This window comes from Pseudomonas sp. SA233 (genome assembly GCF_054792385.1).
Window position 1 is genome coordinate 774,283 of sequence record NZ_CP096449.1, and the last position, 25,621, is coordinate 799,903.

Consider the following 25,621-nt stretch of genomic DNA (forward strand, 5'->3'; position numbering starts at 1 on the left):
CCTTCATGAGCCTGACTTCCGTGTCCCGGGTAGCCGTCCAGCAACCCGCCTTGATCGATGTCTACAGCCCGTTCGACGGTAGCCTGGTCGGCAGCGTCGCCAACCTTGCTGCCGATGCCGTGCCAGGTCTGCTCGTGCGTGCTCGGCAGGGCGTGCACGAAAGTGCTGCGCTGCCTCGGCACCGTCGCGCCAGCATTCTGGAGCAGGCGGCCCGGCTGATTGAGCGCGATGCAGCCGATTTTGCCGGCCTGATTGTCGACGAAGCGGGCAAGACCCTGCGTCAGGCCGAGAAGGAGGTGAAACGCTGCATCAACACGCTCAAGCTGTCTGCCGAGGAAGCGCGGCGCAATGCCGGCGAGGTGGTGCCGTTCGATGCCTACGAAGGCTCCGAATCGCGTCAGGGCTGGTTCACACGCGAGCCGCTGGGGCTGATCCTGGCCATCACGCCGTACAACGACCCGCTCAACCTGGTGGCGCACAAGTTGGGGCCAGCGATTGCCGGGGGCAATGCGGTCATTCTCAAACCCTCGGAGCTGGCCCCGCTTTCTGCCTTGAAGCTGGTGCAGTACCTGGTCGACGCGGGGCTGCCAGAGGCCGTCGTCACCGTGGCCACTGGCGGTGCCGAACTGGGCAAGGCCCTGGTGGCCGTGCGTGAAGTGCGGATGATTTCCTTCACCGGCGGTTTCGCCACGGGTGAACAGATTGCCCGCGGGGCGGGCCTGAAGAAACTGGCCATGGACCTGGGTGGCAACGCCCCGGTGCTGGTACTGAAGGACTGCGACCTCGAGGCCACTGTCGAGTCTTGTGTATCTGGCGCGTTCTGGGCAGCCGGGCAGAACTGCATCGGCACCCAGCGCATCCTGGTGGACGCTTCGATCTATGAGGCGTTCCGCCAGCGCTTCGTTGCCTTGACCCAGGCGATGGTGGTGGGTGATCCTGGCCTGCGCGAAACCGACATGGGGCCGATGATCACCGAAGGCTCGGCACGGCAGATTGAAGAGCGCGTGAGCCAGGCTCTTCAGGGCGGCGCTCGCCTGCTCTGCGGCCACAAGCGGCAAGGGGCTACCTATGTGCCGACGGTGCTGGAAGGCGTTGACCATGGCAGCCGGCTGTGGCGTGAAGAGGTATTCGCACCGGTGGTGATGCTGGCGCCTTTCGAGGATATCGAGCAGGCGATTGCATTGGCCAACGCCCCGGAGTACAGCTTGCACGCCGGTGTGTTTACCCGCGATCTGTCCTTGGCATTGAGCCTGGCGCGGCGTATCGAGGCGGGTGGCGTGATGATCAACGACTCGTCCGACTACCGCTTCGATGCCATGCCATTCGGTGGCTCCAAATATGGGAGCCTTGGGCGCGAGGGGGTGCGGTTCGCCTACGAGGACATGACCCAGCCCAAAGTCGTCTGCCTCAACCAGATGGGCTAATAGGAGGAATCTTGATGATCGAACGGTATGGACAAGGCGAACGGATGTCGCTGGCGGTGAGCTACAGGGGCCTGTTCGAAACGGCTGGCGTGGTCGCGGACGACCTGCAGCAGGATGTGCAGGGGCAGTTGCGCCAGGCGTTGAGTACGATCGATGGGCTGATGGCTGAGGCCAACGTCGGCAAGGAACATTTGACCCGGGTTCAGTTATGGATTGCCGACTACAGCCACTTCGACCTGGTCAATGAGGTGTACGACGCCTGGTTGCAGGGTTGTCCGAAACCAGTACGGGCTTGCGTAGGCGCAGACTTGGGAGAGGGTTACCTGGTCGAGGTACAGGTGTTTGCCGTGTGCCCTGAGCGCTCCTGACCCAAAGCGGCTGACGCCCCGGGTCAGCGCACAAACCGGGGTATCGCCTTTACGTAGACCAGTTCGCCTAGCAGTTCCACCAATGTCTGCGTAATCACAGCTGCCGCCGCCAAACCGCGCATGTCTTCCGGCAACGCCAGCGCCAGCGGCAGCACTACCAGCGAATTGCGCGTGGCGGCGCTGAAGGTTACCGAGCGTGCCTCGGTCACCGGCAAGCGCAGCAAGCGCGCCGCAACGAACCCGAGCACTGGCGCCAGCAGCATGAAGCCGATGTACACCGGAATCACCGGCAGCAAACGGTCGAAATCACGCAGTACTACGGCAATCTGCGAGGCGATGACCACCACCAGCACCAGAGCCATGGCCGGTACCGGCATCCACGCCCAGGCGTCGTTCCAGGTCGAGACCGTGCGTGAGCGACGGGCGCCGGCGCTGGTGAGTACGGCGAGGGCCATCGGCAGCACGATCAGTAGCACGAAGGCTTCCACGAACGGGGTGATGGAGATGGCCACGCTGCTGTTGTCACCCAGCATCAGGGCCAGGTAGAGCGGCAGCATTGCCAGTTGTACCAACAGCAGCACAGGGGTGGCAGCCAGGGTCAGGCGGGAGTCGCCTTTGCCGATGTGGGTGAAAACCACCACGTAATCGATGCACGGTGTCAGCAACACCAGCAGCGCGCCGATGAGGATCGCCGGGTGCTCGACCAGCCCGCGGGTGATGGCCCATACCAGTAGCGGCACGAGGACGAAGTTGGCCAGCAGCAGGGCGGAAGTGAAGCGGCGGTTGCCCAGGCCCTGGCGCAAGTCGAGGAAGGGGATCTGCAGGAACATCGCGTACATCAGCACGGCGATGGCGGGGGTGACCAGCGCCTCCAGGAGCTGTGCAGTGTCGCTGGTCAGCAGGCCGAACGTGACGGCGGCGAGCACGGCGACGAAATAGATCGGGACCTGTTGGGTTTCAAGTTGCTCTCTGGTCAAGGTAGGGCCTGTGCTTGAAGGGAGGAACGCAATCATAACCTGTGGGAGCGGGCGTGCCCGCGAATACCGGCGCAGCCGGTGCCATCCACCGAGTCGTCTTCTTCGCGGGCACGCCCGCTTCCACAGGATTCGCCACCTGAAAACGAAAAAGCCCGGCACTAGGCCGGGCTTTTTCCTGTCAGGCAATCGCCAATCAGTTGCCGTAAACCGGCAGCTTCTTGCAGATGGCCTTGACCTTCTCACGCACGGCGTCGATCACCGCTTCGTTGTTCAGGTCAGCCAGGATGTCGCAGATCCAGCCAGCCAGCTCGCGGCACTCGGCTTCCTTGAAACCACGGGTGGTAACGGCTGGGGTGCCGAAACGCAGGCCCGAGGTGACGAACGGGGAACGTGGGTCGTTCGGTACCGAGTTCTTGTTGACGGTGATGAAGGCTTTGCCCAGGGCGGCGTCAGCGTCCTTGCCGGAGATTTCCTGCTTGATCAGCGACAGCAGGAACAGGTGGTTCTGGGTGCCACCGGAAACCACGTCGAAACCACGCTCGATGAACACGCTGGCCATGGCCTGGGCGTTCTTCACGACCTGCTGCTGGTAAGCCTTGAACTCAGGCTGCAGGGCTTCCTTGAAGCAGATGGCCTTGGCAGCAATGACGTGCTCCAGCGGGCCACCCTGGGCGCCAGGGAAGACGGCGGAGTTCAGCTTCTTCTCGATCTCTTCGTTCTTGCGAGCGAGGATCAGGCCGCCGCGCGGGCCGCGCAGGGTCTTGTGGGTGGTGGTGGTGACCACGTCGGCGAACGGAACAGGGTTCGGGTACACGCCAGCGGCAACCAGGCCGGCAACGTGGGCCATGTCGACGAACAGGTAGGCACCGACCTTGTCGGCGATGGCGCGGAAGCGGGCGAAGTCCAGAACCTGCGAGTAGGCCGAGAAACCGGCAACGATCATCTTCGGCTTGTGCTCGACAGCCAGGCGCTCGACTTCGTCGTAGTCGATCAGGCCGTTGCTGTCGATGCCGTACTGGATGGCGTTGTACAGCTTGCCCGAGGAGCTTACCGAAGCACCGTGGGTCAGGTGGCCACCGTGGGCCAGGCTCATGCCCAGGATGGTGTCACCGGCCGACAGCAGGGCCAGGTAGACGGCGGCGTTGGCCTGGGAGCCGGCGTGCGGCTGGACGTTGGCGTAGTCGGCGCCGAACAGTTCCTTGGCACGGTCGATGGCCAGCTGCTCGACGACGTCGACGTACTCGCAACCACCGTAGTAGCGCTTGCCTGGGTAGCCTTCGGCGTACTTGTTGGTCAGGACCGAGCCCTGGGCCTCCATGACTGCCGGGCTGGTGTAGTTTTCCGAAGCGATCAGCTCGATATGCTCTTCCTGGCGCAGAGCTTCTTGCTGCATGGCTTCGAAGAGCTCGGCGTCGTACTTGGCAATGGTCAAATCACGGCTGAACATGGCGGTCCTCAAGGATCGGGGTGAATTGGGGGGGCATTCTAACCGATTGATCCGCGGCTGGCATATGAAGTGGCATCAAGTCGCGGACCAATGGGCTTCACGTTGCATCCCGCGCCGTTTCTGGGCTGGGCGGGAACTGGAGTTGACTCGAAGGTCCGTTTTTACAGGTGCGCTTCTCAGGCCGGGCGCGGTCCCTGTAGGAGCGGCCTTGTGTCGCGAAAGGGGCGCGCAGCGGCCCCGCGATTGCAGCGTTGCCGCCGAAATTGTCGGGACCGCGTTGCGGTCCTTTCGCGACACAAGGCCGCTCCTACAGAGTACGCGCACGCCAGGAGGCGTCGGGGTCAATGGAACATGAAGAGCTTCTCGTTGGCGAACTGCGCCTCGAACTGATGCGCCGGCATCGGCCGTCCGAACAGGTAGCCCTGCACCTCGTCGCAACCATGCTCGCGCAGGAACTCCAGCTGCTCGTGGGTCTCCACCCCTTCGGCGATCACCGCCAGGTTGAGGCTGTGGGCCATGGCGATGATCGCCCGGGCAATCTGCGCATCCTGTTCGCCTTCGGGCAGGCCGTCGACGAAGGTGCGGTCGATCTTCAACACGTCGATCGGGAACTGCTTGAGGTAGTTCAGCGACGAATAACCGGTGCCGAAGTCGTCCACCGCGATGCTCAGGCCGAGGTTTTTCAGGCTGGCGAGAATCTGCATGGCTTCGTTCACTTCGCGCATCAGGATGCTTTCGGTCAGCTCCAGCTCCAGGCACGCCGGTGGCAGGCCGGTTTCTTCCAGAATGGTGGCGATGCGCGTGCCCAGCTGGCCGTCGGAGAACTGCCGCGCCGAGATGTTCACCGACACCTTGGGCACGCGCACCTTGGCCTTGTGCCAGGCCTTGAGCTGGCGGCTGGCCTCGCGCAGCACCCAGTCGCCCACGTCCACCACCAGGCCCAGTTCTTCGATCACCGGGATGAAGTCGCCCGGCGGGACCAGGCCGCGGGTCGGGTGGCGCCAGCGCAGCAGGGCTTCGGCGCCGGTCAGGCGCTTGCCGTCGCCACTGAACTGCGGCTGGTAGTAGAGGATGAACTCGTTCTGCTCCATGGCATGGCGCAGGTCGCTCTCCAGCTCCAGGCGTTCCAGGGCGCTGGCGTTCATCTCCGCCTGGTAGAACTGGAAGTTGTTCTTGCCGCGCTCCTTGGCGTGGTACATGGCGGTGTCGGCGTTTTTCATCAGCTGGCTCAGCTCGCTGCCGTCCTGCGGGCTGAGGGCGATGCCGATACTTGCGGTAACGAAGAACTCGCGGTTTTCCAGCACGAACGGCCGCACCAGGCTGCCGAGGATGTTCTCGGCCACGTGGATGGCGCGGTTGAGTGCCATCTCGCGGGTCGCGCGCGGTTGCAGCAGCAGGGTGAACTCGTCGCCGCCCATGCGCGCCACGGTGTCGTCGTTGTCCACACAGGCCAGCAGGCGCTGGGCCATGTCCTTGAGCATGCGGTCGCCGGCAGCGTGGCCAAGGGAGTCGTTGATCGGTTTGAAGCGGTCCAGGTCGAGGAACATCAGCACCACCCAGGCCTTTTGCCGCTCGGCCTGCTGCAGGGCGTTGTACAGACGGTCCTGGAACAACGTGCGGTTGGGCAGGTGGGTGAGGGCGTCGTAGTAGGCCAGGCGGTGGATGCGCTGTTCGCTGGCCTTGCGCTCGCTGATGTCGGTGAAGAAACACACGTAGCTGGCCAGGTCGCCTTCGTCGTCCAGCACTGCGGTAATGCCGACCCACGCCGGGTAGTGGTCGCCGTCGCGGCGCTTGAGCCACATTTCGCCCTCCCAGCTGCCGCGCTGGTAAAGCTGCTTCACCACGTAGCGCAGGTGGCCTTCCTGCTGCTCGTCGACGGTAAGCATGCCCGGCAACTGGTCGAGCACCTCGCTGACGGCGTAGCCACTGACGCGGCTGAACGCTTCGTTGGCCTGGACGATATAGCCCGCCGGGTCGGTGATGAGGATGGCCGAGGTGGAGTGCTCGAATACCGTCGCGGCCATGCGCAGGTCCTTCTCGGCACGGCGTTGCTGGCTGATGTCGCGGCCAACCCCGAGCACGCCTTCGAAGCGCTCTTCATCGTCCCACACCAGCACCAGGCGCAGTTCGATGGGGATCTTGCGGCCATCGGCGCGCAGGCAGTCGAAAAGGAACAGCTGGGTGGGCAGTTGGTTGCGTAGCTGGGCCAGCTGGGCCGGGTCGCCCATGGCCTTGCTGACGCGCTCCATCAGGCTATAGATGCCGGTGAGCTGGGACGGGTTGGCGATGATCGACTGCCAGCCGTTGGCGAAGATCCAGTCGGCCTGGTAGCCCAGCACGCTTTGCACCGAGGGGCTTACGTAGTTGAGCTGGAGCAGGTTGTCGGTGGAGAAGATCACGTCGCTGATGCTTTCGGCGAGCATGCGGTAGCGCTGCTCGCTGTCGCGCAGCGACTGGCTGGCCTCGATCTGCACCGTCACGTCCTTACCCACGCCGATGATGCGTGTCACCAGGCCGTCGGCGTCACGGGTCAGCACTTGTTCGCGGATGTCGTAGCAGCGCCAGCCGCCATCGCGGTGGCGGAAACGCAGCTGGCAGTGCAGCGGCTGGTCATGGCCGCTGTCCCGCTGTTGCTGGCGCAGCGCCTGGTAGTGCGTGGCATCCTCGGGGTGCAGCAGCAGTTCCCAGAAGCGCTCGCCCATCTGCGCCAGCTCGGTACGGTCGTAGCCCAGGGTCTGGCCGAGGTGGCGGTTGCTGAAGATCATGCGCTGGCTGAGCACGTCCTGCACATACAACTGGTCGGGCACGGTGCGCACCACATCCGACCAGAAGCTCTCGCGCTCCAGCAGCGACAGCTCCACCTGCTTGCGGCTGGTGATGTCGCTGATGCTGAGGATGACCGCCTGGCAGTCGCGGCGCTGCTGCGGCAGGCGGGCCATCAGCCACAGGTGCAGCTCGCCACCCAGCGGCGCCGGCAGGCGCACCTCCAGCTCCAGCAGCGGGCGCTGCTCGATCAGCGCGTCGATCAGCTGCATGCCGATGCTGTCGCGGCCATCGCCAGTGCCATCGATCAGGCGCTGCCAGGCACCTTCGTGGCTGTCGATGTTCAACAGTTGGCGGGCCACCTGGTTGATCTCGGTGATCTTCAGCTCCAGCAGCAGCGAGCGGCGCAGGTTGGGGTCCAGGGCCAGGCTGTGTTTGAGCGCGGCACGGTTGCGCAGGTGGTAACGGTCGAGTTGGCCGGGCAGGCTGGACAGGTCGAGCACACACAAGGCCACGCCGGTGCCTTCGAAAATTTCCTGATAGCGCCGGCGGTCGTCCTGCAGCGCCCGTTGGCGGCGGCGCATGTTGACCAGGGCCAGCATCGGCAGCAGGGCGCAGAACAGCACCAGCAGGCATTTGCCGAGCAGCGCCGGCAGCAGCTTCTGTTGGGCCAGCTTGGCGTCGAACAGGCCGCGCAACTGCCAGGTACTGTTGTCGATGAAAGCCAGCATCACGCTTTGCAGCGGTTCGTTGCTGGTAACGGCCGGCGCATGGCTTTGCAGTACCTCGCCGTTGCGGCTGTTTTCCAGCAGCCACAGCGGGTGGCCGGCACCATCCAGGTGGAGGGTGAGGGTGCGGTAGTAGTCCGGCGACAGGCGCAGCAGCCAGTAGCCGCGGCCCTGTTCGGTGGCCTGGCGAAGCAGCAGGTAGACGGTGCGGTTGTCGCCCGAATTGGTGAAGAAGTACGGGCTGCCCTGGTTCAGCCTGAGCAGCTCGTCAAGCAAATGGCGGTCAGGGCTGCCGGCCAGGCTGTCGGCCTGCACCTGCCCGGTAGCGTCCAGCCAGGCCATGCTCTGCAGGGCCGGCAGGCGCTCGCGAAGGGTGCCCAGCAGGCTGGGCAGGGCCGAGGGCGTCGGCGCCTTGACGTAGGGCTGCACCACATTCACGGCCTGTTGCGCCTTGAGGGCCATGTTCAGGCTCAGGTGGTCGGCCAGTTCGGCGGTGGCGTCCAGGCTCTGTTTGCGCAGGTCGGCCTGGGTATGCTTGAACTGGGCGAACAGCTGCCACAGCAGCAGGCCCAGCAGGATCAGGGCCAGCAGCGCCAGCGCACCCTTGATCGACCCGCGCAGCGAGGCCACGGGCGCCTGTGGCGCGGAACGCAATGTCGACGGATGAGTAAGATTGGTCAAGCGTTGATCCTGCGATTGGGCTGGCGATGGCAGGGATGGATCATGCACGGTGTGTGCCGGTGTCTGGTTGCCAGACCGCGGTGGCGCACTATAAGGCCGGACACCCGAAACGGGCTAGCATGCCTAGGATTATGGCAAAGTGCCAGCCGATGTGACCGGTGGTGCCTGCCCGGTGGTTCGGCAAGCCCCTGCAACCTGTGCGAGAATAGCGCCCGCTTCAAATGACAACGCATCGGAGATGTTCGGTTTTGGTTACTCACTTTTCCTCCAATGGCCTCGATTCCGCCTGCGGGCGCAGCAGTCAGACCCTTGTCAGCACTGCCGTGACCGAGGACGTATCCTGCAAGTCTTGCCAGCGTTCGCTGAGCAAACCCGAGGCGGCAGCTGTCGCCAAGAGCAAGAGCCCATCGCTGGCCGAACTGCGCAAGACCGCCAAGGCGGCAGTTGAGCCGGCTGTTACCGTGGCCGAGGTCAAGCCGGCGGCCAAGGTTGTCAGCGTGCCTGCGGCCGCCAAACCGGCCAAAGCTGCCGAGCAGCAGCCGGCTCGTAGCGGTGGCTTCAGCGTGAAGTCCGCCTGGGCCGCGCGCCTGGCCGAGCAGGGCGACCGTTGCCGCTTGCCGCGGGGCAAGGCCAAGCAGCGTCACGTCTGAGTCATCTGCAGCTGTACCGGCCCTTTCGCGGCTAAAGCCGCTCCCACAGGGATTATCACTGCCTTCGAGAACTGTGCAGTACCTGTGGGAGCGGCTTTAGCCGCGAAGAGGCCAGCACAGGCAATAGATTCTCCCCGGTCCTACCCCCCCACCATCCGCCCCTCCTATGCAACGCCGCGCGTTGGCGTAGAATGGTCGACTTTGTTCAATGACACCCCGTAAATACATCCCCCTGGCCAGCGCGCCGGGGCGATCGTCGATGTCTTTACCTATCTGATTAGAGGGCTTGGTTTTGGCTCAATACGTCTACACCATGCATCGGCTGAGCAAGGTCGTGCCGCCGAAGCGGGAAATTCTCAAGAACATTTCCCTGTCGTTCTTCCCGGGCGCCAAGATCGGCGTGCTCGGCCTGAACGGCGCGGGTAAATCGACCCTGCTGCGGATCATGGCGGGCGTCGACAAGGAATTCGACGGCGAAGCCCGTCCGATGCCCGACATCAACGTTGGCTACCTGCCACAGGAACCGCAACTGGACCCGAACAAGTCGGTGCGCGAAGTGGTCGAGGAAGCGGTCAGCGTGATCAAGGACGCCCAGGCGCGCCTGGACGAGGTCTATGCTGCCTACGCCGAACCGGATGCCGACTTCGACAAGCTGGCCGCCGAGCAGGCCAAGCTGGAAGCCATCCTGCAGGCCGCTGACGGCCACAACCTGGAGCGCCAGCTGGACGTTGCCGCCGACGCCCTGCGTCTGCCGGCCTGGGATGCACGCATCGAGCACCTGTCCGGTGGTGAGAAGCGCCGCGTGGCCCTGTGCCGCCTGCTGCTGTCGGCCCCCGACATGCTGCTGCTGGACGAACCGACCAACCACCTGGACGCCGACTCGGTGGCCTGGCTGGAGCGCTTCCTGCACGACTTCCCGGGCACCGTGGTAGCCATTACCCACGACCGTTACTTCCTCGACAACGTCGCTGGCTGGATCCTGGAACTGGACCGCGGCGCCGGTATCCCGTACGAAGGCAACTACTCGGGCTGGCTGGAAGCCAAGTCCGAGCGTCTGGCGCAGGAATCCAAGCAGCAGAGCGCCCACGAAAAGGCCATGAAAGAGGAACTGGAGTGGGTGCGCAAAGGCGCCAAGGCCCGCCAGTCCAAGTCCAAGGCCCGTCTGCAGCGCTTTGAAGAAATGCAGTCGCAGGAATTCCAGAAGCGCAGCGAAACCAACGAGATCTACATCCCGGCCGGTCCGCGCCTGGGCGACAAGGTCATCGAGTTCAAGAACGTCACCAAGGGCTACGGCGACCGCGTGCTGATCGACAACCTGTCGTTCTCCATGCCTAAAGGCGCCATCGTCGGTGTGATCGGTGGTAACGGTGCCGGTAAGTCGACCCTGTTCCGCATGCTGATGGGCAAGGAACAGCCGGACTCGGGCAGCATCGAGATCGGTGAAACCGTGCAGCTGGCCTGCGTCGACCAGAGCCGCGAAGACCTGGACGGCGGCAAGACCGTGTTCCAGCAGGTTTCCGACGGCTCTGACATGATCCGCATCGGCAACTACGAGATCCCGTCGCGTACCTATGTGGGCCGCTTCAACTTCAAGGGTGGCGACCAGCAGAAGTTCGTCAAGGACCTGTCCGGTGGTGAGCGTGGCCGCCTGCACCTGGCCCTGACCTTGAAGGAGGGCGGTAACGTCCTGCTGCTCGACGAACCGTCCAACGACCTCGACGTCGAAACCCTGCGTTCGCTGGAAGAAGCCCTGCTGGACTTCCCGGGCGCGGCGATCGTGATCTCCCACGACCGTTGGTTCCTGGACCGTGTGGCTACCCACATCCTGGCGTACGAAGACGACTCGAACGTGGTGTTCTTCGAGGGTAACTACACCGAGTACGAAGCCGACCGCAAGAAGCGCCTGGGCGATGCTGCTGCCCAGCCGCACCGTGTACGGCACAAGAAGCTGGCCCAGTAAGCCGGTGTTCTGATGCACAAGAATGGGGCCCTTCGAGGCCCCATTTTTGTGCTCGGCTGGAAAGTGGTGTTGGCTTCTTCGCGGGTAAACCCGCTCCCACAGGGATGCCCATAGCTCTCGGGCTTGCGCAGCTCCTCTGTGGGAGCGGGTTTACCCGCGAAGAGGCCAACGCTGATAGCGAATTTGTATACACTTATAGAAAACGCACCAAATAATTTCAAAAAAACGACATTTCGCCCTATTCCGGTGCGATTGCTTCTTGGTACATTCCTGAAAAAAACCAATAAGTCCAATCCTCTTGGTGAGATGTCTACCATGATCGAATCTGTCGACAATTTCCTCGCGCGCCTGAAGCAACGCGACCCGGCCCAACCTGAATTCCACCAGGCTGTGGAAGAAGTGCTGCGCAGCCTGTGGCCATTCCTCGAGGCCAACCCGCATTACCTGCAGGCCGGCATTCTGGAGCGCATGGTCGAGCCCGAGCGCGCCGTACTGTTCCGCGTATCCTGGGTCGATGACCAGGGCAAGGTGCAGGTCAACCGCGGCTACCGCATCCAGATGAGCAGCGCCATCGGCCCGTACAAGGGCGGCCTGCGCTTCCACCCGTCGGTCAACCTGGGCGTGCTGAAGTTCCTGGCCTTCGAGCAGGTGTTCAAGAACTCTCTCACCTCGCTGCCCATGGGCGGCGGCAAAGGCGGCTCGGACTTCGACCCCAAAGGCAAGAGCGACGGCGAAGTCATGCGTTTCTGCCAGGCGTTCATGAGCGAGCTGTACCGCCACATTGGCGCTGACCTGGACGTCCCGGCCGGTGACATCGGCGTGGGTGCCCGCGAAATCGGCTTCATGTTCGGCCAGTACAAGCGCCTGGCCAACCAGTTCACTTCGGTGCTGACCGGCAAGGGCATGACCTACGGCGGCAGCCTGATCCGCCCGGAAGCCACCGGCTACGGCTGCGTGTACTTCGCCGAGGAAATGCTCAAGCGTCAGGACAAGCGTATCGATGGCTGCCGCGTGGCGATTTCCGGTTCGGGTAACGTGGCCCAGTATGCCGCGCGCAAGGTCATGGACCTGGGCGGCAAGGTGATTTCGCTGTCCGACTCCGAAGGCACCCTGTACGCCGAAGCTGGCCTGACCGATGCCCAGTGGGATGCGGTGATGGAGCTGAAGAACGTCAAGCGTGGCCGCATCAGCGAACTGGCCGCGCAGTTCGGCCTGGAGTTCCGCAAGGGCCAGACCCCGTGGAGCCTGCCGTGCGACATCGCCCTGCCGTGTGCCACGCAGAACGAACTGGACGCCGAAGACGCCCGCACCTTGCTGCGCAATGGCTGCATCTGCGTGGCCGAAGGCGCCAACATGCCGACTACCCTGGAGGCTGTGGATATCTTCCTGGAGGCCGGCATCCTGTACGCCCCGGGCAAGGCCTCCAACGCCGGCGGCGTGGCCGTGTCGGGCCTGGAGATGTCGCAGAACGCCATGCGCCTGCTGTGGACTGCCGGTGAGGTGGACAGCAAGCTGCACAACATCATGCAGTCGATTCACCATGCTTGCGTGCATTACGGTGAAGAGGCGGATGGCAGCATCAACTACGTCAAAGGTGCGAACATCGCGGGCTTCGTGAAAGTGGCTGATGCGATGCTGGCGCAGGGCGTGGTTTGATCTGAGGCCGTTGGGGCCGCTTTGCGGCCCTTTCGCGACACAAGGCCGCTGCCACAGGGAATTGCGTACTCCTGTGGGAGCGGCCTTGTGTCGCGATGGGCTGCAAAGCAGCCCCCAGGTCCTCAATCTTCACCAAAAACCTCAACCACTTCGATCACCTGCTCCCCCACCGGCCGCCGCCAGACCACCTCATCCCCTGGCCCTGCCCCGAGCAAAGCCCGCCCCAACGGCGAACCCCAGTTTATCAACCCCCGCCCGGCATCCGCCTCATCCTCGCCCACCAGCCGCACCACATGTTCCTGGTCCTGCGCATCGACAAACCGCACCCGGCTGCCAATCTGCACCTTGCTGCGCGACGTCGCCGCCGGCACAACCTGGGCGCTTTGCACTCGCGCGCTGAAGTAGCGCAGGTCCCGTTCGGTATCCGCCAGCCGCTGCTTGTCGCCACGTTCACCTTGTGCCTGCAGTTCGCTGCGCAGGGCATTCAGCTCGGTCACGCGCTCCTGCAGCTGGCGCAGGCCACTGGCGGTCACGTAGTTGGGTTGTTCGCTGACCCGTCGCTCGACCGGCTGATCAGCCTGGGCGGCGGCCTGGTCTTCGTTGACGAATGCTCGGCTCATGCGGGGCCTCCTTTTGCAGGAGACCATCATCGCAGGCCGCCGGTTTCAAGGGATGTCCGTTTGCGACTCAGTTGTGGCGATAGGCGCGTGCGGCGTCGCGGTCCTTTTCCTGCTCCCAGTCGCGCTCGCGCTGGTCCCAGAAGCGCTCGTGGTACTGGCGCTGTTCTTCGCTGTTCTGCATGGCGTGGCACTGGCGAAAGCCGTCGTCCCAGCCGCTTTCGTACTGGCGCTCGTGCAGGTAGCGCGGCACGTCCTTGCGAAAAGCGCCGACCATCAGCCCCGCCGCCTGTCGGCCGCTGCTGCAGCCGTCCTGGAAGCCATCGGCATAGGCGGGGGGATAACCCTGGTGGACCATCTGCTCGTGGGTGGTTTCGCAACCAGACAGCAACAACGCCATGCACACGCCGAACCAGTACCGCGACATAACCAAAAAACCCTCCGGTTGATACTGGAAAGTCTAGGTGGCGATTTGTCGGGGAGCCGTTAAAACAGTGTCAAAGAGTCGGTTGGTTCACACTGCTCTGCTGACCTCACTGGCCCATTCGCGGGCACGCCCGCTCCCACAGGATCACCCCAGGATTCGAGGCCAGTGCAGTACCTGTGGGAGCGGGCATGCCCGCGAAAGGCCGCAAAGCGGCCTCAGTAGTGATACCACTTCAACTCCAGCATCACCTCGTTCTGCGCCGTAGCCAGGTGGCTGAACTCTCGCGAAGCACTCAACCGCAGGCCCAGGTTCTGGCTGATCTCCCATTGCTGGTTCAGGCTCACACTGCGCCGTACTTCGCCATTGGTGAAATAATCGCCCTTGGCCTCCAGCGTCATGTTGCCCAGCCCGTTGCGCCACAGCAGCCCGCCATTGAAGCCCGCCGCCGGGGCGATGAACTGGGCAAAATCATTGTGGTGCTCGACCCGCACCGTGCCCAGGGCAAAGCCCAGCAACCCGTCGGCCAGTTGCCAGGTGCCGCCGGCCCCGCCGTTCACATGGCTTACCAGCACTTCGTCATCATGCTTGCCCGGCACGCGCTCCAGCCCGCCGGCCACCTGCCACGACCAGGGCTTGAGCAGCTCGTTGCGCGGTGTCAGCGAGCGGATGGTGGCCAGGTCCAGGCGCTGCACCTGCCAGTCATTGCCTTCGTACTGGCGCAGCTTCAGCTGCAGGATCTCGATCTGCGCCCCCAGCGGGAAGCCATAGGCGTTGTCATTCAGGTCGTGGTAGGCCATGCGCAGGCCGTACTCGGCGTAGGCGCGGTCTTCGCGGGTGCCTACGCCCAGCTGCCAGGTGCGCGAGTCATGGCCGTCCTCGGGCAGGCCTGGGCGCTCGATCTGCAGGGGCGGGGGCGGGTTGCTGTTGATTGCCCGCAGCAGTTCGAAGCTGCGTTTCGCCTGCCCAGGGTCGCGCTCCTGGCCATTGGCACGGTAACGCTCCAGGCGGTACGCGGCGTCCTGCACCAGCGCCTGGCGCTGGCGGGGGAGGGCCTTGAATTCGGGGCTCTGCAGTTGCCCGGTGTCGGCACTTACAGCCAGCACCTGGCGCTTTTCGTCGTGATCGAGCGGCTCGGCCCGGGCCAGCAGTTCACGTTCGCGAGAGGGGCGGTACGTCTCGCTGGCGACCATGCCGGACTGCTTCACGGCTTTCACCGTGTCGGTCGGGATGGCGGTCAGCGGGAACTGCGAGGTCAGGTCAAGGCCCGGCCGGGCCACCTGCAGCAGCTCCAGCAGGCGGTACGAGCAGTTCTCATCGAAGAAGAAATAGTCGAACTGGATCTGCTTCAGCTCCCACACATGTTCGACCATGCGCCCGGTTTCTTCCGGGGTCAGGTCCAGTTGGTACTCCCACAGGTCGCGGTTTTCCAGGCTGCGGTATTCGGACAGTTTCTCCTGGTAGGGCATCAGCGCGAACAGGCCCGGGTAGCCACCCATCAGGCCCTTCCAGGCATACAGGATACTGTTGTCGCTGCCTTCGATGTAGGCGCCGAAGTTGATTGCGTAGCTCAGCAGCGTGGTGTCGTCGCTGCGGGTGTTGGACTGGTCGATGCGCAGCAAGGTGTGGCCGAACATCGATGACGGGCTGTTCAGGTAGGCTGCCGGGAAGATCAGCGCTGCACTGTGTGGGTCGATCGACTGGTACCAGGTGGTGAACTCCTGGCAGTCAGGTTGCGGCAAGTCTTGCAGGTCGAGCTGTTCGCGCAGCCAGCGGGTGCGCGCCGGGAATACGCACTGGGCATGTTTGTCACCGAGGCTGGCCGGGGCGTACAGCGCTTCGACCGTGGCTTTCAGTTCCTGGTCGGGGTGGTGCGCGCCATCCTCGGCGAGGAAGAACGCATCATCGTCCACATAGCTGCGCCAGCCACCCAGCTTGGCGGTTTCGTAATGGCCCAGGGCAATCCAGTAAGGGGTGTTGGCCAGTTGCTGGACACGGCCTTGGTCCAGCACGGGCGCGGCATGAGCAGGGGCGCAGGCACACAGCGCCAGGGATACGAAGCGTTTGAGCATGTCGGGCAACTACTTCTTAACGATGCCGAAAAAAGGCGAAACCCGCCCCGGGGCCGGGGCGGGAGGAGCTGCACTCAGGCCTCGGTTGCGTATTTGGCCAGGCGTGGGTCGTTCTTCAGAACAGCCAGGGTGTTGCTGTGGACGGTTTCGGCAGTGACGTCGGCGCTGCTGAAGATCTGGTTGAAGTGCTGATGGGTGACCGATGCGAAGTAGCCACGGTCTTCAGGGGCCACGCCGAGAACCACGGCATAGGTGGTCAGTGCTTCGCCCTGGCCCATGGCCATGTCTTCGGAAAGCTCATTCATCATGCCGTTCATGGCGAACCAGGACTTGCCGCCGTAGGTCAGCGACGCTTTGGTCGAGCAGCCGTTGGTGCCGGAGGTCATGCCGAAGGTGGCGTTACCGGAGGTGCCGTTGGTGGTGGAAGCCAGGAAGTGTGCCGGAGTGCCGCGCTGGCCTTCGAACAGCATGTTGCCCCAGCCGCAGTTCGGGCCGCCTGGCGCTTCGGCCATGGCATTGATCGAGACCACGGTGAACAGAGTACCCAGAAGAATCCGTTTCATAGCATTTGTTCTCTATTTGACTTAACCAAGGGTCAGGGTTTCTGGCAACTCGGTTGCCAGGTCGGGAAAGCTTTTCACCCACCCGCGCAGCTTGGAGTTTAGGCACGATCTAAGAGTTGCGTTGTTGATTGCGAAAAATTTGCTGTTGCATGACCTGCACCGGCTGCGACATAAAGTCCTGCGGAGCCTTGCAAGGCGCGCGCGGGCAGCGCCAGAATGCTGCGTATCTGCCCCGCCGAAGTAAGGAAACCCAATGCCCGATCCTGTCGCTGCGCGCCTGCGTCTCGCGCCTGAAGCCCTGACCCGGCGTTTCTCCCCCGAGCAGTTTGCCTTTACCAATACCGACGATCTGGAGCCGTTTCGCGGAGTCCTGGGCCAGGAGCGTGCTGTCGAGGCCCTGCAGTTTGGCGTGGCCATGCCGCGCCCTGGTTACAACGTGTACGTGATGGGCGAGCCCGGCACCGGCCGCTTCTCGTTCGTCAAGCGCTACCTCAAGGCCGAGGGCAAGCGTCAGCAAACCCCGGCCGACTGGGTCTACGTCAACCACTTCGATGACACACGCGAACCCCGCGCACTGGAATTGCCGTCCGGCACCGCGGGGGCGTTCATCGCCGACATGAACGGGCTGATCGACAACCTGTTGTCGACCTTCCCTGCAGTATTCGAGCACCCGTCGTACCAGCAGAAGAAAGGCGCCATCGACCGCGCCTTCAACCAGCGTTACGACCGCGCCCTGGATGTGATCGAGCGCGCCTCGCTGGAAAAGGACGTGGCCCTGTACCGCGACGCCAGCAACGTCGCCTTCACCCCGATGGCCGACGGCAAGGCGCTGGATGAAGCCGAATTCGCCCAGTTGCCGGAAGAGGTGCGCGAGCAGTTCCACGAGGATATCGCCCTGCTCGAGGAACGCCTGAACGAAGAGCTGGCCAGCCTGCCGCAATGGAAACGCGAGTCGAACAACCAGCTGCGCCAGCTCAACGAGGAAACCATCACCCTGGCCCTGCAGCCGTTGCTGGCGCCGCTGTCGGAGAAGTACGCCGAGAACGCTGCGGTCTGCGCCTACCTGCAGTCGGTGCAGCTGAACCTGCTGCGTACCGTGGTCGAGCAACTGGTCGATGACAGCAAGACCGACGCGGCTGCGCGCAAGCTGCTGGAAGAGCAGTACGCGCCAAGCCTGGTGGTCGGCCACCACGCCGACGGCGGTGCGCCGGTGGTGTTCGAGCCGCACCCGACCTACGACAACCTGTTTGGCCGTATCGAATACAGCACCGACCAGGGTGCGCTGTACACCTCTTACCGTCAGCTGCGCCCAGGCGCGCTACACCGCGCCAACGGCGGCTTCCTGATTCTGGAAGCCGAGAAGATGTTGGGCGAGCCGTTCGTCTGGGACGCGCTCAAGCGTGCGCTGCAGTCGCGCAAGTTGAAGATGGAGTCGCCACTGGGCGAGCTGGGGCGGGTGGCTACCGTCAGCCTGACGCCGCAGATGATCCCGCTGAACATCAAGCTGGTCATTATCGGTTCGCGCCAGCTTTACTACGCGCTGCAGGACCACGACCCGGACTTCCAGGAAATGTTCCGGGTGCTGGTGGACTTCGACGAAGACATGCCCATGGTCGATGAGAACCTGGAGCAGTTCGCCCAGCTGTTGCGCACCCGCACCAACGAAGAGGGCATGGCGCCACTGACCAGTGACGCGGTGGCGCGCCTGGCCACCTACAGCGCCCGCCTGGCAGAAAACCAGTCGCGCCTGTCGGCACGTATCGGCGACCTGTTCCAGCTGGTCAGCGAAGCTGATTTCATCCGCCAGCTGGCCAGTGACGAAATGACCGACGCCGGGCACATCGAGCGTGCGCTCAAGGCCAAGGCCACCCGCACCGGGCGTGTTTCGCAGCGGGTGCTGGACGACATGCTCGCCGGCATCATCCTGATCGACACCGAGGGCGCGGCCATCGGCAAGTGCAACGGCCTGACCGTGCTGGAAGTGGGTGATTCGGCGTTCGGTATGCCGGCGCGTATCTCCGCCACGGTGTACCCGGGCGGCAGCGGTATCGTCGACATCGAGCGTGAGGTAAACCTCGGGCAGCCGATCCACTCCAAGGGTGTGATGATCCTCACCGGCTACCTGGGCAGCCGCTATGCCCAGGAGTTCCCGCTGGCGATCTCGGCGAGCATCGCTCTGGAACAGTCCTACGGCTATGTGGACGGTGACAGCGCCTCGCTGGGCGAAGCCTGCACGCTGATCTCGGCCTTGTCGCGCACGCCGCTCAAGCAGTGCTTCGCCATTACCGGCTCGATCAACCAGTTTGGTGAAGTGCAGGCGGTGGGTGGGGTCAACGAGAAGATCGAAGGCTTCTTCCGCTTGTGCGAGGCGCGTGGCCTGACCGGCGAGCAGGGGGTGATCATCCCGCGTGCCAACGTTGCCACGCTGATGCTCGACGAGCGTGTGCTGCAGGCAGTGGAGAACGGCATGTTCCACGTGTACGCGGTCAGCCAGGCCGACGAGGCGTTGAGCCTGCTGGTGGGCGAGGAGGCCGGTGTGCTGGATGACAAGGGCCAGTTCACCGAAGGCAGCGTCAACGCGCGGGTGGTGGAGCGCCTGCGTGAGATTGCCGAGATGATCAGCGAGGAAGAAATCGAGAAGGCGGAGAAAGAGCGCCTGGAAGAGGTGATTGCCCAGGCCAAGCCGGCCTGAGTCAAGAAACCGGCGCTGGCGGCGATGTGCTACCGTTCAGCGCCGGTTTTCCATCTTTCTGTACCGTTCTTCTATGCTGGAACTTAAGGACGGTAACAGCGTTCAGGATGGAAACAGCCTGAGGTTCAGGCTGAACAAGGCTTATTGGAGGGGGCGCGGCCATGCGCAATCTCAGCCTCACACGCCAGTGCCTGGGCCTGGTGACCCGCATCGAATGCAGCATCCGTCCGCTGGCCGGGGATAACGGCATGTGGACGCTGCTGTTCGCCGCCGGCATGGCCGGTGAACAACCGTCCGCGATCAAGGCCCAAGGGCCGTTCCATGGGCCGCTGGTGGCCGAATCTGTGCTCAATGCCATTGTCGACAGCCTGACCTTGCATGGGTACCAGGTGGCCGAGGATCCGCAGATCTGGTGTTTGCATTTGCAGGCGCAGTTGCGGCGGATCAACGGTGAGCGGTGTCGGAATCTGGGGGATTACCAGTTTCATCCTGAGACCTGATTGATGCAGGGGGCCGCTTTGCGGCCCATCGCGACACAAGGCCGCTCCTACAAGGGACCGCAATCTCTTGTAGGAGCGGCCTTGTGTCGCGATGGGCTGCAAAGCAGCCCCGTTCACCGGGCTTTTGCTGTAACAGGTGGCTGGCTATACTCGCCGTCGCTTTTTTAGTCACCTGATGAGTCCCGACACTCCATGGAACGTATCCTCGAAAATGCGATGTATGCCTCGCGCTGGCTGCTCGCCCCCATCTACTTCGGCCTGTCCCTCGGCCTGCTGGCCCTGGCGCTGAAATTCTTCCAGGAAGTGGTCCACGTCCTGCCCAACGTCTTCGCCCTCAGCGAAGCCGACCTGATCCTGGTGATCCTGTCGCTGATCGACATGTCGCTGGTGGGCGGCCTGCTGGTGATGGTGATGATCTCCGGCTACGAGAACTTCGTCTCGCAACTGGACATCGACGAGAGCAAGGAAAAGCTCAACTGGCTGGGCAAGATGGACTCTTCGTCGCTGAAGATGAAGGTTGCCGCGTCGATCGTGGCCATTTCGTCCATCCACCTGCTGCGGGTGTTCATGGACGCACAGAACATCTCCACCGATTACCTGATGTGGTACGTGATCATCCACATGACCTTCGTGGTCTCGGCATTCTGCATGGGTTACCTGGACAAGCTGACCAAGCACTGAACCTTTCAGGCCTCTTCGCAATTCCTGTGTGAGCGGGCAAGCCCGCGAAGAGGCCGGCACGGTCCAACTGACGAGCGGCGTCAGTCATGCCTTGTGCATTCGCCCTTTCTGTACAAAAAATGAGCTCTCATGCGTGGTTCCCATCGCGAGGTGCTCTCATGAACCTGCATCAGCTCAACACCGAGGCCAGGGCTGGCCATGTCGACGAACTGAACCTGATCGCCATCGAAGGCGGTGACTACCTTCTCGAAGCGCGGATCAAAGGCCACCCCCATCCTCTCTCCGACACACGTGGTGAACGCTTGCGCGTGCATTCGGTGGAGGATGCACGCAAGTTGCTGCAAACCATCCCCATGGTCTCGATGAACCTGGTGCACTGGTCGGTGCAGGACGAAATGTGCGGCATGGGCACGCACCCGGAAGAAGACTTGAAGGTGCCGATTTCCCAGCGCTCGGCCTGGTAGCTGCTCGCAGCGCCCCAGTGTGCTAGGCTGCTCGCCCTTTTCATCAAGGGCGCGGCTTCACTGCGCCCTGCAGTGGAGCACGACAATGTCCGAACTCAACCTGTCCACCGACGAAACGCGCGTCAGCTACGGCATCGGCCGTCAGCTGGGCGGCCAGCTGCGCGACAACCCGCCACCGGGCGTCAGCCTGGAAGCCATCCTGGCTGGCCTGACCGATGCCTTCAACGGCGCCGACAGCCGCGTCAGCGAAGCCGACCTGTCGGCCAGCTTCAAGGTCATCCGCGAAGTGATGCAAGCCGAAGCAGCTGCCAAGGCTGAAGCCGCTGCTGCCGCTGGCAAGGCATTCCTGGTCGAGAACGCCAAGCGTGACGGCATCACCACCCTGGCTTCGGGCCTGCAGTTCGAAGTACTGACCGCAGGCGAAGGCGCCAAGCCGACCCGCGAAGACAATGTGCGCACCCACTACCACGGCACCCTGATCGACGGCACTGTGTTCGACAGCTCCTACGACCGTGGTCAGCCTGCTGAATTCCCGGTAGGTGGTGTGATCGCTGGCTGGACCGAAGCCCTGCAGCTGATGAACGCTGGCAGCAAATGGCGCCTGTACGTGCCGAGCGAGCTGGCCTACGGCGCCCAAGGCGTTGGCAGCATTCCGCCGCACAGCGTGCTGGTGTTCGACGTCGAGCTGCTCGACGTTCTGTAATGCCCTCGGGGCCGCTTTGCGGCCCATTCGCGGGCAAGCCCGCTCCCACAAGATCCCCACAGCATTCGAACCCTGTGTTGTGCTTGTGGGAGCTGGCTTGTCGGCGATGAGGCCGGTCCTGCTGGCCTCAATTCCAGTCTGTCCCCCCGGGGCGCAACGCCCGCGCATAGCAGAACAGAAACAGATTCCGCACCAGCTCCTTGAGTACCCCCGGTTCACTCGAATTCAGCCCGCTCATGTCCAGGTCGCCCTGGTCACGCAGCTCGTCGAGCGCTTCTTCTTCAAGCACTGCGCACACTTCGCCGGTTTCCCGATGAAGAATGCGCAGGTAGGGGTGAGGGCGGTCCAGCCAGGCGTCGATCAGATAAGTCATGGCTATTCTCCTTGGATAGCAGTCCCAATGAGAATAATTCTTATTACCTGAATAGCAAGCGCCAATTGGCGGTTTTTTGGAAAATCAGACTTTGCGTACGAACTCGGACTTCAGCTTCATGGCGCCGATGCCGTCGATCTTGCAGTCGATGTCGTGGTCGCCGTCGCACAGGCGGATATTCTTGACCTTGGTGCCGACCTTGACCACCAGGGACGAGCCCTTGACCTTGAGGTCCTTGATCACGGTGACGGTGTCGCCATCCTGCAGGATGTTGCCGACCGAGTCCTTCTTCACCACCTCGTCGCTGGCCGCTTCGGCGTCGCCGCTGGCCGACCACTCGTGGGCGCATTCAGGGCAGATCAGCTGAGTGCCATCCTCATAGGTGTATTCGGAGTTGCATTTCGGGCAGGGTGGCAGAGTGCTCACTTCGGTTCCTCAAACAAACAGACGGGCGGTTAAAAACCCGAATTGTATAAGGTATTTTTTCAGAAGTGATTATGTCCGGACAAAAGCATCGCGGGCAAGCCAGCTCATACAGGCGACGCAATCCTGTAGGAGCGGACTTGCCCGCGAATGAAGGCGACTCGGTCTATCAGTGAGTACGCGCGACAGCAAACTCGCTCAACTCGACCAGCGCATCACGATATTCGCTGGCCGGCAGTACTTCCAGGCACTGGATGGCACGCTTCACATAGTCACGCGCAAGCTCCGCCGTGTACTTCAGAGCACCCGACTCCTCGACTGCCACGCGAATCTGCTCCAGGTCTTCCAGGCCACCCTTCTGGATCGCCTGGCGCACCAGCGCAGCCTGTTCGGCGGTGCCTTCGCGCATGGTGTAGATCAGCGGCAGGGTAGGCTTGCCTTCGGCCAGGTCGTCACCGACGTTCTTGCCCAGGGTCTGCGAGTCGCCCTTGTAGTCCAGCAGGTCGTCGACCAGCTGGAACGCCACGCCCAGGTGGTCACCGAAGGTACGCAGGGCCTCGCGCTGTTCGTCGGTTGCTTCGGCCAGCGCGGCGGCGCTGTGGGTCGAAGCCTCGAACAGCATCGCGGTCTTGCCGCGGATGACCTCCATGTAGACTTCCTCGGTGGTGCTGGCGTCGCGTACCCGCGACAGCTGCAGCACTTCACCTTCGGCAATCACGCGGGTGGCCTTGGACAGGATCTGCATGACCGGCATCGAGCCCAGTTCGACCATCATCTCGAACGAGCGCGAATAGAGGAAGTCGCCCACCAGCACACTCGGCGCGTTGCCCCACAGGGCATTGGCGGTGGAGCGGCCACGGCGCATGCCGGACATGTCGACCACGTCGTCGTGCAGCAGGGTAGCGGTGTGCAGGAATTCGATGGTGGCAGCCAGCAGGCGCAGGTCGTCGCCTTCGCGGCCCAGGGCCTTGCCACACAGCAGCACCAGCAGGGGGCGCAGGCGCTTGCCACCGGCGGACGTGATATAGTCGCCGATCTTCGATACCAGCGGCACGCGCGAGGTCAGCTGCTTCTTGATGATCTCGTCGACGGCGCTGAAATCATCAGCCACCGCGCGGTAGAAGGATTGGGGTTGCATCGGCTGCTCCAGTGAGGTTGCGCGGCATGCTAGGTCGCGGGTCCCGGTGTGTCAAGGCGCGGTGCCAGCGCCCTGGGGGCGGCACTTGCAAGCAAAACCGCGGTTGCGTACAATCGCGCACCCTAACTTCCTGGGCAGCACCTGCCTTACGCAATTGCGCCGGGCCGTTCCAGCCCTGTGCAGCCATGCCAGCCAATACTCATCATATAAAGCGCTGGGTGAGCAGGATTATCGGAGAAATACCATGTCTTACGCAGTAATCGTTACCGGCGGCAAGCAGTACAAAGTCGCTGAAGGTGAATTCCTCAAGATCGAAAAACTGGAAGTCGCCACTGGCGAATCCGTGACCTTCGATCGCGTCCTGCTGGTCGCCAACGGTGAAGAAGTCACCATCGGTGCTCCAGTTGTTGCTGGCGCTAAAGTAGTGGCCGAAGTCGTTTCGCAAGGCCGCCACGACAAGGTTCGCATCATCAAGTTCCGTCGTCGTAAGCACCACATGAAGCGTATGGGCCACCGCCAGTGGTTCACCGAGATCAAAATCACCGGTATCCAGGCTTAATCCCCTAGATCCCCTGAATTTATTTGGAGAATTGAACCATGGCTCACAAGAAGGCTGGTGGTAGTACTCGTAACGGTCGCGACTCAGAATCGAAACGCCTTGGCGTGAAGATGTATGGCGGCCAGGTTATCAAGCCAGGCAACATCATCGTCCGTCAGCGCGGCACCGAATTCCACGCTGGCTACGGTGTTGGCATGGGCAAGGATCACACCTTGTTCGCCAAGATCGAAGGCGTGATCAAGTTCGAGAAAAAAGGCGAGTTCATGCGCCGTTACGTGAGCATCGTCGCCGCTTAATCGCGACGTCGCTCCAGAAGCCCCGTCATGCGACGGGGCTTTTTCGTTTGTGGTGAGCCTCTTGCAAAGCTGTTTGTATGGGCTGCCGGCGTGGGTTTCTACGGTCGTACGGGGCCGCCGCGCTCATTTTTGCAAGAGCCTCAGGTTTTTCAGGTATTCAACTCGCCAGCAGGCGAGAGGCGGTTTTGAATGAAGTTTGTTGACGAAGTATCCATTCGGGTCAAAGCCGGTGACGGTGGCAACGGTTGCATGAGCTTCCGTCGCGAGAAATTCATCGAGAACGGTGGCCCCAACGGTGGTGACGGTGGCGACGGTGGTTCGGTGTACATGATCGCCGACGAAAACCTCAACACCCTGGTCGACTATCGCTACACCCGTCACCACGAGGCCCAGCGTGGCGCCAACGGCGGCAGCACCGACTGCACCGGCAAGAAAGGCGACGACCTGTACCTGCGTGTGCCGGTCGGCACTACCGTGATCGACGCCTCCACCCAGGAAGTGATCGGTGACCTGGTCACCCCGGGCCAGAAACTGATGGTCGCCCAAGGCGGCTGGCACGGCCTGGGCAACACCCGCTTCAAGTCCAGCACCAACCGTGCACCGCGCCAGACCACCCCGGGCAAGCCAGGTGACCAGCGTGACCTGAAGATGGAAATGAAAGTGCTGGCTGACGTCGGCCTGCTGGGCCTGCCGAATGCCGGCAAGAGCACCTTCATTCGCTCGGTTTCGGCCGCCAAGCCGAAAGTGGCCGACTACCCGTTCACCACCCTGGTGCCGAACCTGGGTGTGGTCAGCGTCGACCGCTGGAAGAGCTTCGTCATCGCCGACATTCCTGGCCTGATCGAAGGTGCTTCCGAGGGCGCCGGCCTGGGTATCCGCTTCCTCAAGCACCTGGCGCGTACCCGCGTACTGCTGCACCTGGTGGACATGGCGCCGCTGGACGGAAGCAGCCCGGCCGATGCCGCCGAAGTCATCGTCAACGAGCTGACCCGCTTCAGCCCGTCGCTGGCCGAGCGTGAGCGCTGGCTGGTGCTGAACAAGGCAGACATGGTCATGGATGACGAGCGCGACGAGCGGGTCAAGGAAGTGGTCGAGCGCCTGCAGTGGGAGGGCCCGGTCTACGTGATTTCGGCCATCTCCAAGCAGGGCACCGAAAAGCTCAGCCACGACCTGATGCGCTACCTCGAAGACCGCGCCGACCGCCTGGCCAACGACCCGGCCTACGCCGAAGAGCTGGCCGATCTCGACCAGCGCATCGAAGACGAAGCCCGTGCCCAGCTGCAGGCCCTGGACGACGCCCGTACCCTGCGCCGTACTGGTGTCAAGAGCGTGCACGACATCGGCGACGATGACGGTTGGGACGATGATTTCGAGGACGACGAAGACGGCCCGGAAATCATTTACGTGCGCGACTGACCGGTTGCAGTACACTAAACGCCGCTCTTTGGAGCGGCGTTTTTGT

The 25,621-nt window shown here is 63.0% G+C and carries 23 protein-coding genes; 13 read left to right on the plus strand and 10 right to left on the minus strand.

Annotated elements, in window-relative coordinates; all coding sequences use genetic code 11:
• The first annotated feature begins 5 nt into the window (after positions 1 to 5).
• Positions 6 to 1,424: an aldehyde dehydrogenase family protein gene (locus M1D87_RS03590; RefSeq protein ID WP_123085685.1), complete on the plus strand. Its 1,419-nt coding sequence runs from the start codon at positions 6 to 8 to the stop codon at positions 1,422 to 1,424.
• A 44-nt stretch (positions 1,425 to 1,468) separates the two neighbouring features.
• Positions 1,469 to 1,792, plus strand: coding sequence for a RidA family protein (locus M1D87_RS03595; RefSeq protein ID WP_049866930.1), 324 nt, complete (start codon positions 1,469 to 1,471; stop codon positions 1,790 to 1,792).
• 23 nt (positions 1,793 to 1,815) lie between these two features.
• Here the strand turns inward: M1D87_RS03595 and M1D87_RS03600 are convergent, their stop codons facing one another.
• The 3 genes from M1D87_RS03600 to M1D87_RS03610 form a co-directional block, all read right to left on the minus strand.
• A complete protein-coding gene (locus tag M1D87_RS03600) occupies positions 1,816 to 2,769 on the minus strand; it encodes an arsenic resistance protein (protein ID WP_123085686.1) in 954 nt (317 codons plus the stop codon).
• 193 nt (positions 2,770 to 2,962) lie between these two features.
• On the minus strand, positions 2,963 to 4,216 hold the full coding sequence (gene glyA, locus M1D87_RS03605; RefSeq protein WP_003256308.1) for a serine hydroxymethyltransferase: 1,254 nt from the start codon (positions 4,214 to 4,216) through the stop codon (positions 2,963 to 2,965).
• Positions 4,217 to 4,557: 341 nt separating this feature from the next.
• Positions 4,558 to 8,388, minus strand: coding sequence for a sensor domain-containing protein (locus tag M1D87_RS03610; RefSeq protein WP_123085688.1), 3,831 nt, complete (start codon positions 8,386 to 8,388; stop codon positions 4,558 to 4,560).
• A gap of 248 nt (positions 8,389 to 8,636) precedes the next feature.
• Here M1D87_RS03610 and M1D87_RS03615 point away from each other — a divergent pair, with 248 nt between their 5' ends.
• The 3 genes from M1D87_RS03615 (at position 8,637) to gdhA (ending at position 12,654) form a co-directional block, all read left to right on the plus strand.
• Positions 8,637 to 9,038 (plus strand): hypothetical protein, encoded by a 402-nt coding sequence (locus M1D87_RS03615; RefSeq protein ID WP_024086234.1) that lies wholly within the window; start codon positions 8,637 to 8,639, stop codon positions 9,036 to 9,038.
• A 292-nt stretch (positions 9,039 to 9,330) separates the two neighbouring features.
• Positions 9,331 to 10,998 carry an energy-dependent translational throttle protein EttA gene (ettA, locus tag M1D87_RS03620; protein ID WP_015268893.1) on the plus strand — a complete coding sequence of 556 codons (1,668 nt, stop codon included), beginning with the start codon at positions 9,331 to 9,333 and terminating at the stop codon, positions 10,996 to 10,998.
• Between the two features lie 315 nt (positions 10,999 to 11,313).
• Entirely contained in the window at positions 11,314 to 12,654 is a 1,341-nt protein-coding gene (gene gdhA, locus M1D87_RS03625; RefSeq protein ID WP_123085699.1) for an NADP-specific glutamate dehydrogenase, read from the plus strand.
• A 122-nt stretch (positions 12,655 to 12,776) separates the two neighbouring features.
• On the opposite strand, the gene M1D87_RS03630 is transcribed toward gdhA, so the two are convergent.
• The 4 genes from M1D87_RS03630 to M1D87_RS03645 form a co-directional block, all read right to left on the minus strand.
• Entirely contained in the window at positions 12,777 to 13,274 is a 498-nt protein-coding gene (locus M1D87_RS03630) for a GreA/GreB family elongation factor (RefSeq protein WP_123085689.1), read from the minus strand.
• 67 nt (positions 13,275 to 13,341) lie between these two features.
• A complete protein-coding gene (locus M1D87_RS03635) occupies positions 13,342 to 13,698 on the minus strand; it encodes a hypothetical protein (RefSeq protein ID WP_013970815.1) in 357 nt (118 codons plus the stop codon).
• Between the two features lie 215 nt (positions 13,699 to 13,913).
• Positions 13,914 to 15,767, minus strand: coding sequence for an Lnb N-terminal periplasmic domain-containing protein (locus M1D87_RS03640; protein ID WP_102083594.1), 1,854 nt, complete (start codon positions 15,765 to 15,767; stop codon positions 13,914 to 13,916).
• A 74-nt stretch (positions 15,768 to 15,841) separates the two neighbouring features.
• Entirely contained in the window at positions 15,842 to 16,330 is a 489-nt protein-coding gene (locus M1D87_RS03645) for a DUF3015 domain-containing protein (protein WP_003256313.1), read from the minus strand.
• Positions 16,331 to 16,583: 253 nt separating this feature from the next.
• Between M1D87_RS03645 and M1D87_RS03650 the strand changes: the two genes are divergently transcribed.
• The 5 genes from M1D87_RS03650 to M1D87_RS03670 all read left to right on the plus strand — a co-directional run bounded on the left by M1D87_RS03650 (position 16,584) and on the right by M1D87_RS03670 (position 21,370).
• Positions 16,584 to 19,022 (plus strand): Lon protease family protein, encoded by a 2,439-nt coding sequence (locus tag M1D87_RS03650; RefSeq protein ID WP_013970817.1) that lies wholly within the window; start codon positions 16,584 to 16,586, stop codon positions 19,020 to 19,022.
• A 161-nt stretch (positions 19,023 to 19,183) separates the two neighbouring features.
• The gene (locus M1D87_RS03655) at positions 19,184 to 19,522 is read left to right on the plus strand and encodes a PA4575 family protein (protein ID WP_003247487.1); all 339 of its coding nucleotides are present in this window, start codon (positions 19,184 to 19,186) and stop codon (positions 19,520 to 19,522) included.
• Positions 19,523 to 19,714: 192 nt separating this feature from the next.
• Positions 19,715 to 20,203 carry a TIGR00645 family protein gene (locus tag M1D87_RS03660; protein ID WP_003247486.1) on the plus strand — a complete coding sequence of 163 codons (489 nt, stop codon included), beginning with the start codon at positions 19,715 to 19,717 and terminating at the stop codon, positions 20,201 to 20,203.
• 158 nt (positions 20,204 to 20,361) lie between these two features.
• Positions 20,362 to 20,667: a DUF6482 family protein gene (locus tag M1D87_RS03665; RefSeq protein WP_013970818.1), complete on the plus strand. Its 306-nt coding sequence runs from the start codon at positions 20,362 to 20,364 to the stop codon at positions 20,665 to 20,667.
• A gap of 85 nt (positions 20,668 to 20,752) precedes the next feature.
• Positions 20,753 to 21,370 (plus strand): FKBP-type peptidyl-prolyl cis-trans isomerase, encoded by a 618-nt coding sequence (locus M1D87_RS03670; RefSeq protein ID WP_003256315.1) that lies wholly within the window; start codon positions 20,753 to 20,755, stop codon positions 21,368 to 21,370.
• A gap of 127 nt (positions 21,371 to 21,497) precedes the next feature.
• On the opposite strand, the gene M1D87_RS03675 is transcribed toward M1D87_RS03670, so the two are convergent.
• The 3 genes from M1D87_RS03675 to M1D87_RS03685 all read right to left on the minus strand — a co-directional run bounded on the left by M1D87_RS03675 (position 21,498) and on the right by M1D87_RS03685 (position 23,304).
• Positions 21,498 to 21,743 (minus strand): PA4570 family protein, encoded by a 246-nt coding sequence (locus M1D87_RS03675; protein ID WP_003256316.1) that lies wholly within the window; start codon positions 21,741 to 21,743, stop codon positions 21,498 to 21,500.
• A gap of 84 nt (positions 21,744 to 21,827) precedes the next feature.
• Positions 21,828 to 22,169, minus strand: a complete 342-nt coding sequence (locus M1D87_RS03680) for a zinc ribbon domain-containing protein YjdM (protein WP_009686103.1) — start codon at positions 22,167 to 22,169, stop codon at positions 21,828 to 21,830.
• 166 nt (positions 22,170 to 22,335) lie between these two features.
• Positions 22,336 to 23,304, minus strand: a complete 969-nt coding sequence (locus tag M1D87_RS03685; RefSeq protein ID WP_003256318.1) for a polyprenyl synthetase family protein — start codon at positions 23,302 to 23,304, stop codon at positions 22,336 to 22,338.
• 244 nt (positions 23,305 to 23,548) lie between these two features.
• On the opposite strand from M1D87_RS03685, the gene rplU reads away from it, so the two are divergent.
• The 3 genes from rplU (at position 23,549) to cgtA (ending at position 25,575) form a co-directional block, all read left to right on the plus strand.
• Positions 23,549 to 23,863 carry a 50S ribosomal protein L21 gene (gene rplU / locus M1D87_RS03690; RefSeq protein ID WP_003247466.1) on the plus strand — a complete coding sequence of 105 codons (315 nt, stop codon included), beginning with the start codon at positions 23,549 to 23,551 and terminating at the stop codon, positions 23,861 to 23,863.
• Positions 23,864 to 23,901: 38 nt separating this feature from the next.
• Positions 23,902 to 24,159, plus strand: a complete 258-nt coding sequence (rpmA, locus tag M1D87_RS03695) for a 50S ribosomal protein L27 (protein WP_003247464.1) — start codon at positions 23,902 to 23,904, stop codon at positions 24,157 to 24,159.
• A 189-nt stretch (positions 24,160 to 24,348) separates the two neighbouring features.
• Positions 24,349 to 25,575: an Obg family GTPase CgtA gene (cgtA, locus tag M1D87_RS03700; protein ID WP_013970821.1), complete on the plus strand. Its 1,227-nt coding sequence runs from the start codon at positions 24,349 to 24,351 to the stop codon at positions 25,573 to 25,575.
• The last annotated feature ends 46 nt before the right edge of the window (positions 25,576 to 25,621 follow it).